Genomic DNA, 17,513 nt, shown 5'->3' with positions numbered 1-17,513 from the left:
GGACGCGGCCGGTCTGCGTCAGGTCCTGGTGGACCTGCACGAGTTCTGGCTGACCAGCAAAGGTGCAGAGCTCGGGATCAAGCCCGGCAGCGGGATGGCCATCGTCGCGGTCGGGGGACTCGGCCGCGGTGAACTACTCCCACATTCGGATCTGGATCTGATCCTCCTGCACGAGGACCTGTCCCCGGAGCGGGTGTCGGAGGTCGCCGACGGACTCTGGTATCCGTTGTGGGACGCCAACATCCCGCTCGACCACAGTGTCCGCACGGTGCCGCAGGCGTTGCAGGTGGCCGGTGACGACATCACCGCGGCACTGGGCCTGTTGGAGGCCCGGCACATCGCCGGTGACGAAGATCTCTCGTCGCTGTTGATCGGTGGCGTGCGCCAGCAGTGGCGTACCGACATCCGCAACCGGTTCCCGGCCGTGGTCGATCATGCGCGGGACCGGTGGCGCCGCAGCGGTGACATCGCCCACCGCGCCGAACCCGACCTGAAGAACGGTCGCGGCGGGTTGCGGGATGTGCAGCTGCTCGGTGCGCTGGCCATCGCGCAATTGACCGACGGTATGGCCAACCTGCGTCCCGACAGCCCCAACGCCGGACCGCAGGTGGCCTACCAGCGATTGCTGGACATCCGTACCGAACTGCACCGGATCGCCGGTCGCGCACGCGAACAGGTCCGGGCCCAGGACGCCGACGAGATCGGCGCGGCACTGGGGATCGGGGACCGGTTCGACCTCGCCCGGGTGATCAGTGACGCGGCCCGCACCATCGGGTACTCCACCGACGTCGGGTTGCGGACGGCGGGCAACGCCCTGCCGCGACGCGGCCTGGCCAAGCTCCGGCGTTCACCCATCCGCCGTCCGCTCGACGAGGGTGTGGTCGAACACAACGGTGAGATCGTGCTGGCGCGCAACGCCATCCCGAGCAAGGACCCGGGGCTGATCCTGCGTGTCGCGTCGTCGTCGGCGCGTACCGGGCTGCCGATCAGCGCCTCCACGCTGTCCCGGCTGGCCGACTACGCCCCGGAACTGCGTGAGCCCTGGCCGTCGGAGGCCCTCAGCGACCTGCTGGTGCTGTTGGGTTCCGGACCGCACATGGTGGCGCCGATCGAGGCACTCGACCGCACCGGACTGTGGGGCCGGCTGCTGCCGGAATGGGGTGCGGTCCGCGACCTTCCGCCCCGCGATGCCATCCACACCTGGACGGTCGACCGGCACCTGGTGGAGACCGCGGTCTATGCGGGGTCGATGACCACCCGGGTCTCGCGCCCCGATCTGCTGTTGCTCGGTGCCCTGATCCACGATCTGGGCAAGGGGCGCGGCGCCGATCACAGCATGGTCGGCGCGGAGCTGGCGGTGCAGGTGGGCAACCGGATCGGTCTGTGGCCGGAGGATGTGGCGATCCTCTCGGAGATGGTGCGCCATCATCTGCTGCTGCCGACCATCGCCACCCGGCGTGACCTCGACGACCCGGCCACCGCCGAGGAGGTGGTGGAGACCCTCCGCCACAAGCGGGTGCTCCTGGAACTGCTCGCGGCGCTCGCCGAGGCGGATTCCCGGGCCACCGGGCCCGGCGTGTGGGGTGACTGGAAGGCCTCGCTGATCAGCGATCTGGTGCGGCGGGCCACCCGCCTGCTCGACGGTGACGAACTCGTCGCACCCGAACCGCTGACCGAGGAGATGATCGAGGTCGCCGAGTCCGGGGACTTCGGGGTGCGGCTCTCGCCGGCCGACGGGGTGCACACCTACTCGGTGATCATGGTGGCTCCGGACCGTCCGGGACTGCTGTCGAAGATGGCAGGTGTGTTGGCGCTCAACGGGTTGCGGTCGCACTCGGCGAATGTTGCGCACCATCGGGGTCGGGCGGTCAACCGTTTCATCGTGGTACCCGCATTCGGCGAGCCACCCGAAGCGGGTCTGCTGCGACAGCAGCTGATCGCCGCGGTCGAGGGCAAGGTCAAGGTGCTCGACCGACTCGACAAGCGGGAGAAGGACTCTCCGGTCCCGACCATCGGCACCGTGACGAGTTCGCCGGGTGCGTCCACCTCGGGCAAACCGCCCGACGACCCGGAGGCGGTGGCCGCCAACGCGGTTCCGGCGCTGTTCGCGGTGGCACCGCCCAGGGTGCTGTGGGCCGAGGCGCCGGCCGCCGGTGAGGTGCTGATGGAACTGCGCACCGACGACCGGCTGGGGCTGCTCAGCCGGGTCAGCGATGTGATGGAGCAGGCCGGTGCCCGGGTCCGCTGGGCCAAGGTCGCCACCCTCGGCAGCACCGTCGTCGACACCTTCTGTCTGGTGCTGGCCGAGGACACCCCGGCGGCCCGGGAATCGCTGGCCGAGAAGATCGTCGCGGTGTGCCCGGTACCGCGGCCACGGACCGACGACGAGGACGACGGCACCGGTCCGGCCAGCTTCGGCGGCACCGGACGATCCGGGGTGCCGATCAGCTGACCCGGACACCGACACCGCCGGTCGGCGATGTCGTCACCACACCGATGACGACATCGTCCGGCCGGGCGGGCGCCGGGTCCGGCCGACATGCGAGGATGGGAGAATGTTCGATTCCCTCTCCGACCGGTTGACCGGTGCGCTCTCCGACCTGCGTGGCAAGGGCAGGCTGTCCGACGCCGACATCGACCGGACCTGTCGTGAGATCCGTCTGGCCCTGCTCGAGGCCGATGTCTCCCTGCCGGTGGTGCGGTCCTTCATCGCGCGGATCAAGGAACGTGCCAAGGGTGCCGAGGTCTCCGGTGCGCTGAACCCGGCGCAGCAGGTCGTCAAGATCGTCAACGAAGAACTCGTCGGCATCCTCGGTGGTGAGACCCGCCGGGTGGCCTTCGCCAAGACCCCGCCGACGGTGATCATGCTCGCCGGTCTGCAGGGTGCCGGTAAGACGACCCTGGCCGGCAAGCTCGGTGCCTGGCTCAAGAAGCAGGGCCACACCCCGCTGCTGGTGGCCTGTGACCTCCAGCGCCCGGGTGCGGTCTCACAGCTGCAGATCGTCGGTGAGCGCGCCGACGTCCCCGTCTACGCGCCGCATCCGGGCACCTCGGTCACCGGGGAGGGCGCCCCCACCGGCACCAACCCGCTCGGGGTGTCGGCGGCCGATCCGGTGGCCGTGGCCACCGCCGGTGTCGACGAGGCCCGCGCCAAGCACTACGACGTCGTCGTGATCGACACCGCCGGCCGCCTCGGCATCGACGCGGAGCTGATGAAGCAGGCCGCCGACATCCGTACGGCCACATCGCCGGACGAGGTCCTGTTCGTCGTCGACGCGATGATCGGTCAGGACGCGGTCACCACCGCCGAGGCGTTCGCCGAGGGTGTCGACTTCACCGGTGTGGTCCTCACCAAGCTCGACGGTGATGCCCGCGGCGGTGCGGCGCTGTCGGTCCGTGAGGTCACCGGCCGGCCCATCATGTTCGCCTCGTCGGGTGAGAAGCTCGAGGACTTCGACGTCTTCCACCCCGACCGGATGGCCAGCCGCATCCTCGGCATGGGCGATGTGCTCAGCCTCATCGAGCAGGCCGAGCAGCACTGGGACGCGCAGCAGGCCGAGGAAGCCGCCGCCAAGATCAGCCAGGGCGAGCTGACCCTCGAGGACTTCCTCGAGCAGATGCTGATGATCCGGCGGATGGGTCCGATCGGCAACATCCTCGGTATGCTGCCCGGCGCCGGCCAGATGAAGGATGCGCTCGCCCAGGTCGACGACAAGCAGCTCGACCGGGTGCAGGCGATCATCCGCGGCATGACCCCGGCCGAGCGGGACAACCCGAAGATCATCAACGCCTCCCGCCGCCTGCGCATCGCCAACGGTTCGGGTGTGACCGTCAGCGAGGTCAACCAGCTCGTCGACCGGTTCTTCGAGGCGCGCAAGATGATGGCGCAGATGTCCGGCCGGATGGGCCTGGGCCCCGGCCGCAAGTCCAACCGCAAGAGCAAGGGCAAGGGCCGCAAGGGCAAGGGCAAGGGACGCGGTCCGACGCAGCCGAAGGTGCGGGGCGGATTCCCCGCTATGCCCGGTGGGATGCCGGCCGGATTCCCGGACCTGTCGGCGATGCCGCCGGGGCTCGACCAGATGCCGCCGGGGCTCGAGGGCATCGACGTCTCGCAGTTCCAGCAGCCCAAGAAGAAGAAGTAGGCCGTGGCCGGCACCGGTGCGGTTGCGACCCCGCGACACTATCGCGGCCGCGACCCGCTGACCGACGAACCGGTCGAACTGTGGGTCACCGGTGAGGTGATCAGCCGCACCCCGGCCGCCGGGGCGGTGACCGCCGCCGACGGTGTGTGGATCCTGCCCGGGTTCGTCGACGCCCACAATCACGTCGGGATCGCTCCCGGCCTCGGGGTGACGATCGACCGGGCCCGTGAGTTCGCCCGCGCCGACGCCCGTGCCGGAACCCTGCTGATCCGCGAGGTCGGGTCGCCGCTGGACACCCATCCGCTCGACGACGACCCGATGTGTCCGCGGTTCATCCGCTCGGGCAAGCACATCGCGCGGCCGAAGCGGTACCTGCGCGACTACGGCATCGACCTCGACGACCCCGACGAGCTGGCCGCCGAGGTCGCCCGCCAGGCCGCCGACGGCGACGGCTGGGTCAAGATCGTCGGCGACTGGATCGACCGTGAGGTCGGCGACCTCGCCCCGCTGTGGGACCGGACGCAGCTCGAGGCCGCGGTGGCCGCCGCACATGCCGGGGGAGCGCGGATCACGGCCCATGTTTTCGGGACCGATGCCCTCGGTGACCTGATCGAGGCGGGAGTCGACTGCATCGAACACGGCACCGGGCTGACCGCCGATCACATCGACGCCCTGGTCGACCGCTCGATCGCGTTGGTGCCCACCATGATCCAGGTGGAGAACTTTCCTGGGATCGCCGACGGCGCAGACCGTTTCCCGACCTACGCCGCTAATATGCGGTCGTTGTACGCCCGTGCCGCGCAGACGTTCTCGGCGGCCCGCGAGGCCGGGGTGGCCATCTACGCCGGTACCGACGCGGGTGGCTTCGTCGAGCACGGCCGCATCGTCGACGAGATCGACGCACTGACCGGCATCGGGATGTCGGTCCGCGAGGCGATCGCCGCGGCCAGTACCGCGCCACGCCGGTGGCTCGACGCCGGCATCCTCGCCGACGGTGACCGCGCCGACTTCCTGGTGTTCGACACCGACCCGACCACCGATCCCGGCGTGCTGCGGCACCCGACCGAGATCGTGTGCTCCGGCCTGCCGGTCTGAGTTCCGACCGGACCCCTCGCGGCGCCTGTCGGCCCACGCTCCCGATGCCCGCGTCTGGGGCAGTTGTGGCGTCTGAGCACGGTGTTCACACCGGGGGTGCCCGATCTGGGCGTTCCTGGTGAAATACGGGCCACAGTCGCGATGGTTGTGAGTCAGATCACCCAACGGACGTTGGTCAGTTTTATTACTCTTCGGTAGGGTTTCATGTGCGTTGCATGATTCCCCGCCGGAACCGGCGGGTGGGAGCGTGATCGCCGCGGCCGCGAGGGGGAGCGAACGGCCCGCATCACCCACCCAGGTCATCGGGTCGAGCGCGCAGGCATGTGGTTACCTCTCGCGGGGTGGGTAACCACATGCCGCTCCCTTTTCGGGCCCGTCCCACGCCCCTGCGCGCCACCGTGCGGCCTCGCGATTTCGGTTCATCGGGTCTCGTCTGGCAGAATTGTCTGCTGGTTCGTCGGAGCCGGTCACGTACCGACCGACGGTCACACCCGAATAGATCGCAAAACCGGGCTCGGCACCTCCGCCGGGTCGTCCGAATTGCGCAGTGACCACTGAAAGAAGAGAAGACATGGCTGTCAAGATCAAGCTCACGCGGCTCGGCAAGATCCGCAACCCGCAGTACCGCATCATCGTCGCCGACTCGCGCACCCGCCGCAACGGCCGCGCGATCGAGACCATCGGCAAGTACCACCCCAAGGAAGAGCCCTCGCTGATCGAGGTCGACTCCGAGCGTGCGCAGTACTGGCTGAGCGTGGGCGCACAGCCGACCGAGCCGGTCGCCGCCCTCCTGAAGATCACCGGTGACTGGCAGAAGTTCAAGGGCCTGCCGGGCGCCGAGGGCACCCTGAAGACCGCTGCCGAGAAGCCGTCCAAGCTGGACCTGTTCAACGCTGCGCTGGCCGCCGCCGACAGCGCGCCGGTCGCCGAGGCGATCACCCCCAAGAAGAAGGCCGCCAAGAAGGACGAGGCCGCCGAGGGTGCCAAGGACGAGGCCGCCGCCGAGGGTGACAAGGCCCAGGCGTGAGCGCTGTCGTCGCCGACGCCGTCGAGCACCTGGTGCGCGGCATCGTCGCCAACCCTGACGACGTGCGTGTCGAGCTGATCACCGGTCGTCGTGGCCGCCTCGTCGAGGTCCACGTCAACCCGGAGGATCTCGGCAAGGTCATCGGCCGCAACGGCCGCACCGCCACCGCCCTGCGCACCCTGGTGGGTGGCATCGGTGGCCGCGGCATGCGCGTCGACATCGTCGACACCGACCGCTGACGACGCCGTATGGAGCTCGTGGTGGGCCGTGTGGCGAAGTCCCACGGCATCCGCGGTGAGGTCGTCGTCGACGTCCGCACCGATGAACCGCAGCAGCGGTTCGCCACCGGAGCCACGCTGCGCGGCAAGCTGCCGCGCGGCGGTGGCGAGCGAACCTTCACGGTGACAGCCGCCCGGGATCATGCCGGGCGGCTGTTGCTGTCGTTGAAGGAGATCGCCGACCGGTCGGCGGCCGACGCGCTGCGCGGGACCCTCTTCCTGGTGGATTCCGCCGACGTCGACTCCGGCGACGACCCCGACGAGTTCTACGACCATGAACTCGAGGGCGTGCCGGTCACCCACGTCGACGGCACCCACGTCGGCGTGCTGGAGTCGATCCTGCATCTGCCGGCCAACGACCTGCTGTCGGTGCGTACCCCCGACAACCGTGAGGTACTCGTGCCGTTCGTGCGCGAGATCGTACCGACCGTGACCCGTACGGGCATCGTCATCGATCCGCCCGACGGTCTGATCGACCCCGACGCCGCCGACGAGGCGGGGGAGCGCTGAGGCGTGCGCATCGACATCGTCTCCATCTTCCCCGAATACCTCGAACCCATGCGGGTCGCCTTGCTGGGCAAGGCGATCGACCGCGGGATCATCGAGTTCGGTGTCCACGACCTGCGCGACTGGACGCACGACGTGCACCGCAGCGTCGACGACTCGCCCTATGGCGGCGGACCCGGCATGGTGATGAAACCCGAGGTGTGGGGGCCGTGCCTGGACGCGGTGTGCCCCGACGACGCCCTGCTGGTGGTCCCGACCCCGGCGGGCGTCCCGTTCCGGCAGGCCACCGCACAGCGGTGGGCCGGCGAGGAGCACCTCGTCTTCGCCTGCGGACGCTACGAGGGCATCGATCAGCGCGTCTTCGACGACGCCGCCCGGCGCGTGCGCGTCGAGGAGGTCTCGCTCGGTGACTTCGTCCTGATCGGCGGCGAGGTCGCGACCCTGGCCATGGTGGAGGCCGCCGTCCGCCTGATTCCCGGTGTGCTCGGCAATCCCCGTTCACACCAAGAGGATTCGTTCTCCGAGGGGCTGCTCGAGGGTCCCAGTTACACCCGGCCTGAGGTGTGGCGTGACCTCCCGGTCCCGCCGGTGCTGCTCAGCGGTGACCACGCCAAGGTCGCCGCCTGGCGGCATGAACAGTCGCTCGAGCGTACGCGTGCGCGCCGCCCCGATCTGCTGCCCGAACCGGAGTCCGGCGCCCCCGCCTGACCTGCACGCCCGACCTGTGGATGGTCTCCCGATGCCGGCGGCGAACGCGGGCTACACTCGACCGACCTGCATTGCGGATCCGAGGGGGAGGCGCGCATGGTCACGGGCCGGGGGCAACGCTGGGCGGACGTCGTCGACGAGATCGCCCGCCAGCGGGCCGAATTGAACCACGCCCAGGGCGTCCTCGCCGATCTCACCGCATGCGCGGTCAGTGCCGACAAGCTGATCTCGGTGACCGTCGACGCCCGCGGCAAACTCACCGACCTCACCATCGAACCCGCGGCCCTGCGTCGTCATCGCGCACCCGTACTCGCCCAGCTCATCACCGACCTCGTCGACGATGCCGATGCCCGGCTGCGCATCCGGCGTGCCCAGGTGCTGACCGCCCTGACCGAGATCGAACCCGGCTACGACGTCCTCGTCGACGAGGCCTGATGAGCACCGACCGGATGGGGATCGATCCCGACGCCGCACACCGGCTCGCCGAGGGGATCGACATCGTGGCGGGCCGGCTCACCGAACTCGGTGCGGCTCTGGAAGACCTTCTCGCCGAGGTCGATTCGACACTCGGCGCCGATCGGGGTGCCCAGGTCTTCCGTGCCGGACTGCGCTCACTCGCCGACGCCGCGACCGCCGCGGTCGGCACCGCGGCCGACCTGGCCGCCGAGCAGGCGAACCGGATCGTGCAGGCGGTGGCGGCGGTGCAGGACGCCGACCTCGACGCCGCCGGTGACATCGACGCCGCCGGTGACATCGACGCCGCCGGTCACGGCGGGTCCGGTACCGGCGTACGGGACGGCCGATGACGGTCGGGGATGCATCCGATGATGCCGACCTCACCAGGAACGCGGCAGGGGAGCACTGGCCGACCACCGACCCGGACGACCTCCGACGCCTCGCCGCGACCGTGGCCGGCCTGGCCACACGCGCCGACGAGCTGGCCGCCGAACTCGATGCCCTGCACCACGACCCCGTCGTCGGCGAGGGGCGCCTGGTGCGCGAGATCGGGGCGTCGGGGCGGCCACTGAGCGCGGCCGGGCCGGGTGCGGCCGGCGCGGCACTGGCCACCGTCGCCGGTGCGCTGGACCGCTATGCCGACGTGGTCACCGGTAGCCGTGCCCGGATGGGTGTCGTCGCCGGGGTGTGGGCCAGGGACCAGGCCGCCGGTGAGGTGGCCGCCACGCTCGGCGACGACTCGTTGCGCGTGTTCGCGGCGAGTGCCGGCCGGTTCGCGATGACGACCGCGGGGGAGGAGTACGCCGACGATGCCGCCGTCGCGGCGCGGCCTGATCCCGCCCAATCCGATCCCACCGAGGCCGATCCCACCGGCACCGAGACCTCGGCGCAGCCACCGTCCGGGTACACCTCACCGGCACCCGCCGCGACGGCCGGCATGCTGCCGCTCGGTGGGCTGGGGGCACTGGGCGGGCTGGGGGCGTTCGGGGCGTTCGCGGCGCAGGGGGCGGACCCGGTCGGGATGGGTGGAGGGCCACCGCGCACCGAGCCCGCCCGCGACGAGCCCGACACCTCGCTCACCCGCGGCGAGGTGGAGTGGCTGGTGCGACGGGCCCGCCAGGCGCACGCCGGGCTCTCCGGGCAAGTCGCGATGTGGATCGACGTCGCAGTCGGGCTGGGAACCGACACCGACGGGCGGCGCACGATCGTCGTCGGGACCAGCGATCCCGTGCCCTACCTGCGGCCCGGGCTGACGGTGATGATGACCGAGGACCTCGCCGCGGACGGTCGGGCGCCGGAGATCGCGATCGTCGACCATCTGCGGTCGGTGGGCGCGGTACCGCTCGTCGTCGCCTCGCCGAATCCGCCGGGGCCGGCGGCACGATCGGCGCTGGCCGCGGCCGAGGTGATGTCGGTGTGTCCGGTGGCCGGTGGCGATTTCGTCGTGCAGGGGTCGGTCTGGCACAATAGTCGGGTTGCCTGGTGAGGGTGCATCGCTGCATGCCGCCTCACCCAGGATGACGCCATGACTCGGAGCACGAACCGGTCGAACCCCAGATGTGCTGGTCAGGTCTTCCTGGCCGGTGTCGACGGGCCGCCAGGTTCCTCTGTTCACGCCAAGCCAGAATAGGACCAGACACATGAACACCCTGGACTCTCTCGACAAGCAGTCGCTGCGCGACGACATCCCCGCCTTCGGCCCCGGCGACACCCTTGACGTCCACGTCAAGGTCATCGAGGGCTCCAAGGAGCGCGTTCAGGTCTTCAAGGGCGTCGTGATCCGTCGCCAGGGCGGTGGCGTCCGCGAGACCTTCACCGTCCGCAAGGTGTCCTTCGGCGTCGGCGTGGAGCGCACCTTCCCGGTGCACAGCCCGAACATCGCCAAGGTCGACGTGCTGACCCGCGGCGACGTGCGTCGCGCCAAGCTGTACTACCTGCGCGATCTGCGCGGCAAGGCTGCCAAGATCAAGGAAAAGCGCTGACGCGTCTACTCTGACGACGTGGCTGACACCAACCGGTCAGGCGACGACCGCAGAGACGATCACCGTTCCGACGACGAGGTCGGCTCCGCCGAGGAGCCGACCTCGCGTCCGTGGCGGACCAAAGACGACAAGCCCAAGGGTGGCAGGAGTTCACTGCTGCGCGAGACGATCATCATCGTCGCGTGTGTGCTGCTGATCAGCTGGATTCTGCAGACCTTCATCGGGCGCCAGTACGTCATCCCCTCCGAGTCGATGGAACCGACGCTGATCGGATGCGACGGCTGCACCAACGACCGCATCGTGGTGGACAAGCTGAGCTACCGCTTCGGTGACCCGTCGCCGGGTGACGTGGTGGTGTTCAAGGTGCCCGACTCGTGGGGCGGCCCGTGGGTCTCGCCGCGATCGAGCAACACCGTCGTGCACGGTCTGCAGGACGGCATGTCCTGGTTCGGGTTCGCCCCGCCGGACGAGAACGACTACGTCAAGCGGATCATCGCCGTCGGCGGTCAGACGATCGAGTGCAACAACGACCAGAACGTCGGCGTCACGGTGGACGGCAAGCCGTTGCACGAGCCGTACGTCGACATGGCGCTGCAGCGGCAGAACCTGGCGGAGAACCTCATCGCCGACGCCGACGCGGTGAACGCCGAAGGTCAGCTCACGCCGTGTCTGGGCAAGAGCTTCGGGCCGATCAAGGTACCCGAGGGTCATGCCTTCATGATGGGCGACAACCGCACCCGCTCGTCGGACTCGCGGTATCACATCGTCACCGACAGCAACGGCGTGATCACCGACGACGGCACCGTGCCGATCGACAACATCCGCGGCAAGACGCGATTCGTCATCTACCCCTTCTCCCGGATGGGTGGTGTCGCCTCGATCGATCCCCAGCAATGACAGGGATGATCGTGACGCAGAACGGGTTCCGGCCGGACACAGCCGACCGGCAGAGGATGGGAGGCCGACCATGAGTCGTTGGCCACCACGCCTGCCGGTACGCCGGGCCGCAGGCCTGCGCACCTACGAGTTCACCTTGCACCGCAGCGGTCTGGGGCCGGTGGCCGGCGTCGACGAGGCCGGCCGTGGAGCCTGTGCCGGACCGTTGGTGGTGGCCGCCTGCGTGCTGAAACCGACGCAACTGGCCTCGCTCGCCGAGCTCGACGACTCCAAGAAGCTCACCGAGGCGGCCCGCGAGAAGCTGTATCGGTCGGTGACCCGGTACGCCGAATCGTGGTCGGCGGTGGTGATCGGTGCGGACGAGATCGACCGCATCGGCATCCACGTCGCCAACATCGAGGGCATGCGACGCGCCGTCGCCGGGCTCGACCTGACACCCGGTTACGTGCTGTCCGACGGATTCGCGGTACCCGGCCTCACCGTGCCCTCGCTGCCGGTGATCGGCGGCGACGGTGCGGCGGCCTGCATCGCCGCGGCCAGCATCATCGCCAAGGTGACCCGCGACCGGATCATGGTCGCGATGGATGCCGAGGTGCCGGGCTACGAGTTCGCCGTCCACAAGGGCTACAGCACGGCCCTGCACATGTCCTGCCTCGACGAGCACGGCCCGTCGGTGCAGCACCGCATGTCCTACCGAAACGTGGCTGCCCGGGTGCGTCCCGGACAGTCCTCCACCCAGGGTGGCACCGCCACCAGCAGCAACAACACCCGCGATAGGCTTACAGGATGAGCGCTGAGGATCTCGAGAAGTACGAAACCGAGATGGAGTTGTCCTTGTACCGCGAGTACAAGGACATCGTCGGCCAGTTCACATACGTGGTCGAGACCGAGCGCCGCTTCTACCTTGCGAACGCAGTGGAGATGATCCCCCGCAACTCCGACGGCGAGGTGTACTTCGAGCTGCGGATGAGTGACGCCTGGGTGTGGGACATGTACCGTCCGGCACGCTTCGTCAAGCAGGTCCGGGTGCTGACGTTCAAGGACGTCAACATCGAGGAACTCGAGAAGCCAGAACTCCGACTCCCCGATGAACCCTGAAGGGGTTAGTCCCTCGGGAGTGACACCTCATCGGGCGTCCGGCATTGCGTCGGGCGCCCGAATTCGTTGGCGGGCGGGCATTTCGGTGGTCGGGCCCGGGTGATCTCGCGTGCCGATTGGCGTTCGTTCGGTGGTTGGGCGGGGTGTTCTTGCGTGGCGAGGGGTGTTCGTTCGGTGGTTGGGCGGGGTGTTCTTGCGTGCCGAGGGGTGTTCGTCCGGTGGTTGGACTCGGGTGTTCTTGCGTGCCGATTGGCGTTCGTTCGGTGGTTGGGCGGGGTGTTCTTGCGTGCCGAGGGGTGTTCGTCCGGTGGTTGAGCCGACGAGGAGCGAAGCGACGAGGCGTGTCGAAACCTCCGCCGCCCGAGGCCGGTACGCGACCACCACCCGCTTGCGGTCACCTGCGCGCGACCCACACAGAACAATCGAGGTCCCCTCCCATCCGGGAGGGGACCTCGATGTCGGTCCGACCGTGTCAGCTCAGCGGGTCAGAGAGCGTAGGCGCCGCGGTTGCTGGCGGTCTTGCCCTCCTTGAGGACGAGCAGGATGTTGTCGTGGTCGGCGAGCGAATCGATGTCGGCCAGCGGATCACCCTTGACGACGACGACGTCGGCCAGCTTGCCGGCCTCCAGCGTGCCCAGCTTGTCGGCGACGTCGCAGAGCTCGGCCGAGGTGCGGGTGCCGGCGACGATCGCCTGCATCGGCGTCATGCCGCCGAACTTCACCAGGCAGCCGAGCTCGCCCAGGGTGGCGCCGTGATCGGGGACCAGGCCGGCGTCGGTACCGACGGCGACCTTGATGCCGGCGGCGACCGAGGCGGCGATGGACTCGTGGGCCAGCGCATGCCACTTGGTGCTCTTGGCGACGGCCTGCGGGGTCGCGGTGTCGGGCTTGAGGGTCTCGATGAGGGTCGGCACCAGGAACTGGCCGCGGTCGACCATCTCCGAGCGCAGCTCGTCGGTGAGGGCGTAGCCGTGCTCGACGCTGTGCGCGCCACCCTGGACGGCCGCCTGGATGCCGGCGAGGCCGATCGCGTGGGCGGCGACCTTGCGGCCACCGTAGTTGTCGGCCTCCTCGACCAGTGCGGCGACGATCTCGGTGCGCGCGCCCAGCCAGTCGGGATCATCGCTCGGGGAGGTCACGCCACCGCTGGAGGCGACCTTGATGACGTCGACGCCCTCGCGCAGGAGCTTGCGGACCTCGCGGCGCGCATCGTCGACGGTGTCGACGATCAGGCCGCCGACCAGTCCGGTGCCGTCGATGCCGGAGGGGATGTGGAAGTCGGCGTGGCCGCCGGTCTGGCTGAACATCTTGTCGGCCACCAGGAGTCGGGGTCCGGCCACGAGTCCGTGGGCGACCGCGTCGCGCACGCCGACGTCGACACCCATGAGGTCACGGACGGTGGTGACACCGGCGCCGATGGTGGTCTTGAGCCGGTCGATGAGCTCGAAGTAGCGGTAGGACGGCGGCACCATCGCCGACATGATCGGGGAGCCCTTGGTGCCGGGCAGCGACAGGTGGACGTGGCAGTCGAAGAAGCCCGGGCAGATCGTGTTGCCACCGACGTCGACGGTCACCACCTTGGCGGGGTCCTCGGGTTGCGGCGCCCCGGCCGCAGATCCGGCGTAGGTGATCTTGCCGTCGTCGATCACCAGGACCGCGTCCGCAACCGGGTCGGCGCCGGTTCCGTCGATCAGCCGTGCATTCTGCAGGATGGTTGTCGTCATGAGCTGGTTATACCGTGTGCATCGGCTCCGGGCACCGATGTACACGCCGGGGCCATCGGCCCTGTGTGGACGCCGAATCCGGTGTGCCGGCGCGGAGGAACACGGGACGTTCGGCGAACTGCGACGTCGCTCGCGTGTCCGATTGTCCGGTGGGCCGGATCGCAGGTTCCGGTCCGGACCGGCGTCCTCGCGCACACGTATACACCTTGTCGCATTATTCGCGTATTCGCGGCACAGAATTGTCCATTACCCATAGTTGCAGCAAATTGTTTCGCACGGGTTCGGTGCTGGTGATCGAGTCATCGAGGTGCCGGTGTCCGGTGTCCGGACCAGGGGTCGCGGTCGCACCGACAACCGAGGGCACAGCGTGCTCGGATGTGTGCGGTTGTGCACAGATCGGGATGTGTCCCCAGATCTCGTGGTGATCGCCGGTGGGATCGGTCGGATGTCGCGGATGTCGGTGATTCTTGCTGCATGACAGCGGAATCAGTGGGGGACCGGCCCAATCGGCGGGCGGAGGTGGGGCGGTTGGGTGAGGATCTGGCCGCCGAGTTCGTGACGCGGTTGGGGTGGACGATCGTGGAACGGAACTGGCGCAACAAGTTCGGGGAGCTGGATCTGATCGCCGCGGATGGGCGTCGGCTGGTGGTGGTGGAGGTCAAGACGCGGGCGTCTCGGGTGTTCGCCGACCCGGTGGCCGCGGTGACGCGGGACAAGCTGCGGCGGATGCGGCGATTGACCGGGATGTGGTTGGCGCAGCAGGAGATGCACTGGCCGCAGATCCGTCTCGACGTCATCTCGATCCAACTCGATCCGGCGTATCCGCTCGATCGTGAACGGGCCCAGGTGCGGCACCATGTCAACATCGTGGAGTGAGCTCGAGGAGCCGACGGCCCGCGCGCCGCTCGGCCGGACGTTCTCGGTGGGGCTCAACGCCTTCGAGGCCAAGGTGATCGAGGTGCAGGCGCATGTGGGGCAGGGGCTGCCGGCGGTGATCATCGGCGGAACCGTCGATTCGGCGTTACGTGAGGGCCGTGAACGGGTGCGGGCGGCGATCGTCAACTCGGGCTTCTCGTTTCCCGACGGGAAGGTCACCATCAATCTGGCGCCGGCGGAGTTGCCGAAACGCGGTTCGGCGCATGACTTGTCGTTGGCGGTCGCGATCCTGGTGGCCACCGAGCAGGTGACCTCGGTGCGGTTGTCGTCGACGGTGTTGCTGGGGGAGCTGGCACTCGATGGCAGTCTGCGTCCGGTGCGGGGCATCCTGCCCGCGGTGATCGCCGCGCGTGCAGCGGGTTTCCGCCGTGTGGTGGTGCCGATCTCGATGGTCGCCGAGGCCACCCTGATCGACGACATCGAGATCGGCGGTGCGCACACGCTCAAAGAAGTGGTGGCGTGGTCGGAGGGCAAGACCGTCCTGGACACCGTCGACGGTGAGTCGTCGGCGCCGGAACCGCGGATGGTGCCGGACATGGCCGATGTCATCGGGCAGACCGAGGCGCGGCATGCCCTCGAGATCGCCGCGGCCGGCGCCCATCACGTGCTGATGACCGGGCCACCCGGGATCGGCAAGACCATGCTCGCGCGGCGGTTGCCGGGAATCCTGCCGCCGCTCGACCGCGAGGAATCCCTGGAGGTGACCGCGGTGCACTCGATCGCCGGGATCCTCTCGCCGGGTTCGCCGCTCGTGGCCGATCCGCCGTTCATCGACCCACATCACTCGGCGTCGACGACGGCGCTGCTCGGCGGGGGAACCGGGATGGCGCGGCCGGGTGCGGTGTCGCTGGCCCATCGCGGCGTCCTGTTCATCGACGAATGCGCCGAGATGGGCGGCAAGGTTCTCGACTCGTTGCGACAGCCTCTCGAAGAGGGCGTGGTCAAGGTGCCGCGGCGCGACGGCGTGGCCGAGTACCCCGCCCGCTTCCAGCTGATCCTGGCCGCGAATCCCTGCTCGTGCGCACCCGCCCGGGACACCGCGTGCATGTGCTCGTCGGTCGAACGGCGCCGCTACCTGGGCAAACTGTCGGGTCCGCTGATGGATCGGGTGGACATCCGGGTGCGGATGGATCCGCCCGGCAATGCGACGCTGACCACGGCGAGCGGCGAGTCGAGTGCCGAGATCCGGGTACGGGTCACCGGCGCCCGTGACGCCGCGGTGGAACGGTGGCGCGAGTTCGGCTGGCGCACCAACGCCGAGGCGCGCGGCGCCGACCTCAAACGGCACTTCCCCCTGCCACCCACGGTGACCCGGCCGCTGGAGCTGAGCATGCGAGAAGGTCGTCTGACCGCTCGTGGTGCCGATCGCGCGGTGCGGGTGGCCTGGACCATCGCCGACCTGGAAGGGCGCGGAACTCCCACCGAAACCGATGTGGCACAAGCACTCCTGTATCGCGATCGCGGAGGTCTGCGATGACCGGCCCGGTGCCGTCGGCCGCCGACGAGCGTGAGGCGCGGGCCTGGGCCTACCTCGCCGCGGTCGCCGAGCCGCCGTGCGGGCCGGTCCGCGACCTGGTGGCCGAACTCGGTCCGGTCGAGGCGGCCCGCGCGATCCGGGCACGATCGGTGCCCGACGGGCACACCGGCGTGCTCGAGCCGACGGCGGCTCGCGCCGGAACCGACATGACGATGGCCCACCTCGAACGCGCGCACGGTGTCGGCGCCCGACTGATCACCCCCGACGACGACGAATGGCCGGCGTGGTCGCTGCTCCCGCTGGGGCAGGCGACCACCGCGGCCCGAGCCGGCGAACCCGTCGCACTGTGGGTCCGTGGACCGGGGCGCCTCGACACGGCGGCGGCGGCAGCGGTGGCGATGGTGGGCGCCCGGGCGTCGACGTCGTATGGCGATCACGTGGCCGGTGACCTCACCGGCGATCTGGTCACCGAATCCTGGACGGTCATCTCCGGGGCGGCCTTCGGCATCGACGCCGCCGCACATCGGTCGGCCCTCGCCGGACGCGGGGAGACGGTGGCCGTGCTGGCGTGCGGGATCGACCGGGACTATCCGGCCGCCCATTCGACGCTGCTCACCGACATCGCCCGGACCGGGCTGGTGATCACCGAGTACCCGCCGGGCACGACCGCGGCCAAACACCGGTTCCTCGCCCGGAACCGTCTGGTCGCCGCCCTGTCGTCGGCGGTGGTCGTGGTGGAGGCGGGCCGACGCTCCGGTGCGCTGAACACCGCGGCGTGGGCGCGTCGGCTCGATCGTCCGCTGGGTGCGGTGCCCGGGCCGATCAACTCCGCGACGTCGGTGGGGTGTCACGCGATGATCGCCGACGGTGATGCGGTTCTCATCCGCGATGCCGACGACATCGTCCGCCTGGTCCACCCGGACGGTGGCGGGGTGCCGGCGCCGAGACGCCAACGCTCCACCGATGGCCTCACCGACGACCAGTTGCAGGTGGTCGAGGCACTCCCGTCCCGCGGTGCGCTCGGCATCGACGAGATCGTGTTCGTGTCGGGGCGGCCGGTGTCGGTGGTGCGCACGGCCTTGGCCGTACTCGATCTGAAAGGTCTGGTCGAGCAGGACGATCAGGGATGGCGACTCATGCGGTGAGCCCATCCGGGTCGCACGCCGCACGCCAGTCGGGGCGAGGT

Annotated in this window: 18 protein-coding genes; 17 read left to right on the top strand and 1 reads right to left on the bottom strand. The window is 69.5% G+C overall.

What is annotated here, in order from left to right; all coding sequences use genetic code 11:
* From GD1_RS01105 to GD1_RS01040, 14 genes are all read left to right on the top strand, one after another.
* A partial coding sequence (locus GD1_RS01105; protein ID WP_059035105.1) for a [protein-PII] uridylyltransferase occupies nucleotides 1-2,452 on the top strand: 2,452 nt, incomplete at its 5' end.
* A 103-nt stretch (nucleotides 2,453-2,555) separates the two neighbouring features.
* Nucleotides 2,556-4,142 carry a signal recognition particle protein gene (ffh, locus tag GD1_RS01100; protein ID WP_059035104.1) on the top strand — a complete coding sequence of 529 codons (1,587 nt, stop codon included), beginning with the start codon at nucleotides 2,556-2,558 and terminating at the stop codon, nucleotides 4,140-4,142.
* A 3-nt stretch (nucleotides 4,143-4,145) separates the two neighbouring features.
* A complete protein-coding gene (locus GD1_RS01095; RefSeq protein ID WP_059035102.1) occupies nucleotides 4,146-5,237 on the top strand; it encodes an amidohydrolase family protein in 1,092 nt (363 codons plus the stop codon).
* A gap of 571 nt (nucleotides 5,238-5,808) precedes the next feature.
* Nucleotides 5,809-6,264: a 30S ribosomal protein S16 gene (rpsP, locus tag GD1_RS01090; RefSeq protein WP_020793388.1), complete on the top strand. Its 456-nt coding sequence runs from the start codon at nucleotides 5,809-5,811 to the stop codon at nucleotides 6,262-6,264.
* Entirely contained in the window at nucleotides 6,261-6,503 is a 243-nt protein-coding gene (locus tag GD1_RS01085) for an RNA-binding protein (RefSeq protein ID WP_020793386.1), read from the top strand. Before rpsP ends, GD1_RS01085 begins: the two co-directional genes overlap by 4 nt.
* A 9-nt stretch (nucleotides 6,504-6,512) precedes the next feature.
* Nucleotides 6,513-7,052: a ribosome maturation factor RimM gene (rimM, locus tag GD1_RS01080; protein WP_020793390.1), complete on the top strand. Its 540-nt coding sequence runs from the start codon at nucleotides 6,513-6,515 to the stop codon at nucleotides 7,050-7,052.
* A gap of 3 nt (nucleotides 7,053-7,055) precedes the next feature.
* The gene (trmD, locus tag GD1_RS01075) at nucleotides 7,056-7,757 is read left to right on the top strand and encodes a tRNA (guanosine(37)-N1)-methyltransferase TrmD (protein ID WP_053778751.1); all 702 of its coding nucleotides are present in this window, start codon (nucleotides 7,056-7,058) and stop codon (nucleotides 7,755-7,757) included.
* A gap of 96 nt (nucleotides 7,758-7,853) precedes the next feature.
* A complete protein-coding gene (locus tag GD1_RS01070) occupies nucleotides 7,854-8,192 on the top strand; it encodes a YbaB/EbfC family nucleoid-associated protein (RefSeq protein ID WP_020793940.1) in 339 nt (112 codons plus the stop codon).
* On the top strand, nucleotides 8,192-8,563 hold the full coding sequence (locus tag GD1_RS01065; protein WP_059035099.1) for a hypothetical protein: 372 nt from the start codon (nucleotides 8,192-8,194) through the stop codon (nucleotides 8,561-8,563). The genes GD1_RS01070 and GD1_RS01065 overlap by 1 nt, the downstream gene beginning before the upstream one ends.
* Nucleotides 8,560-9,699 (top strand): hypothetical protein, encoded by a 1,140-nt coding sequence (locus tag GD1_RS01060; RefSeq protein ID WP_059035097.1) that lies wholly within the window; start codon nucleotides 8,560-8,562, stop codon nucleotides 9,697-9,699. Before GD1_RS01065 ends, GD1_RS01060 begins: the two co-directional genes overlap by 4 nt.
* A gap of 154 nt (nucleotides 9,700-9,853) precedes the next feature.
* Nucleotides 9,854-10,195, top strand: a complete 342-nt coding sequence (gene rplS, locus GD1_RS01055) for a 50S ribosomal protein L19 (RefSeq protein WP_020790199.1) — start codon at nucleotides 9,854-9,856, stop codon at nucleotides 10,193-10,195.
* Nucleotides 10,196-10,213: 18 nt separating this feature from the next.
* Nucleotides 10,214-11,092 (top strand): signal peptidase I, encoded by an 879-nt coding sequence (gene lepB / locus GD1_RS01050; protein ID WP_020790207.1) that lies wholly within the window; start codon nucleotides 10,214-10,216, stop codon nucleotides 11,090-11,092.
* A gap of 70 nt (nucleotides 11,093-11,162) precedes the next feature.
* A complete protein-coding gene (locus tag GD1_RS01045) occupies nucleotides 11,163-11,882 on the top strand; it encodes a ribonuclease HII (protein WP_059035096.1) in 720 nt (239 codons plus the stop codon).
* Nucleotides 11,879-12,190, top strand: a complete 312-nt coding sequence (locus GD1_RS01040; RefSeq protein WP_059035094.1) for a DUF2469 domain-containing protein — start codon at nucleotides 11,879-11,881, stop codon at nucleotides 12,188-12,190. The genes GD1_RS01045 and GD1_RS01040 overlap by 4 nt, the downstream gene beginning before the upstream one ends.
* 485 nt (nucleotides 12,191-12,675) lie before the next feature.
* On the opposite strand, the gene GD1_RS01035 is transcribed toward GD1_RS01040, so the two are convergent.
* Nucleotides 12,676-13,914: a metal-dependent hydrolase family protein gene (locus GD1_RS01035; protein ID WP_053778748.1), complete on the bottom strand. Its 1,239-nt coding sequence runs from the start codon at nucleotides 13,912-13,914 to the stop codon at nucleotides 12,676-12,678.
* A gap of 474 nt (nucleotides 13,915-14,388) precedes the next feature.
* Between GD1_RS01035 and GD1_RS01030 the strand changes: the two genes are divergently transcribed.
* The 3 genes from GD1_RS01030 to dprA are packed head-to-tail and all read left to right on the top strand — an operon-like array spanning nucleotide 14,389 to nucleotide 17,472.
* Nucleotides 14,389-14,790, top strand: a complete 402-nt coding sequence (locus tag GD1_RS01030) for a YraN family protein (protein WP_053778747.1) — start codon at nucleotides 14,389-14,391, stop codon at nucleotides 14,788-14,790.
* On the top strand, nucleotides 14,771-16,327 hold the full coding sequence (locus GD1_RS01025) for a YifB family Mg chelatase-like AAA ATPase (RefSeq protein ID WP_059035092.1): 1,557 nt from the start codon (nucleotides 14,771-14,773) through the stop codon (nucleotides 16,325-16,327). The genes GD1_RS01030 and GD1_RS01025 overlap by 20 nt, the downstream gene beginning before the upstream one ends.
* The gene (dprA, locus tag GD1_RS01020) at nucleotides 16,324-17,472 is read left to right on the top strand and encodes a DNA-processing protein DprA (protein WP_059035090.1); all 1,149 of its coding nucleotides are present in this window, start codon (nucleotides 16,324-16,326) and stop codon (nucleotides 17,470-17,472) included. The genes GD1_RS01025 and dprA overlap by 4 nt, the downstream gene beginning before the upstream one ends.
* Nucleotides 17,473-17,513: the final 41 nt, after the last annotated feature.

Source organism: Gordonia desulfuricans NBRC 100010 (assembly GCF_001485495.1).
GTDB classification, from domain to species: Bacteria; Actinomycetota; Actinomycetes; order Mycobacteriales; family Mycobacteriaceae; genus Gordonia; species Gordonia desulfuricans.
Note: the sequence above shows the minus strand (reverse complement) of the source record. Positions and strands in the feature narration are given on the sequence as shown.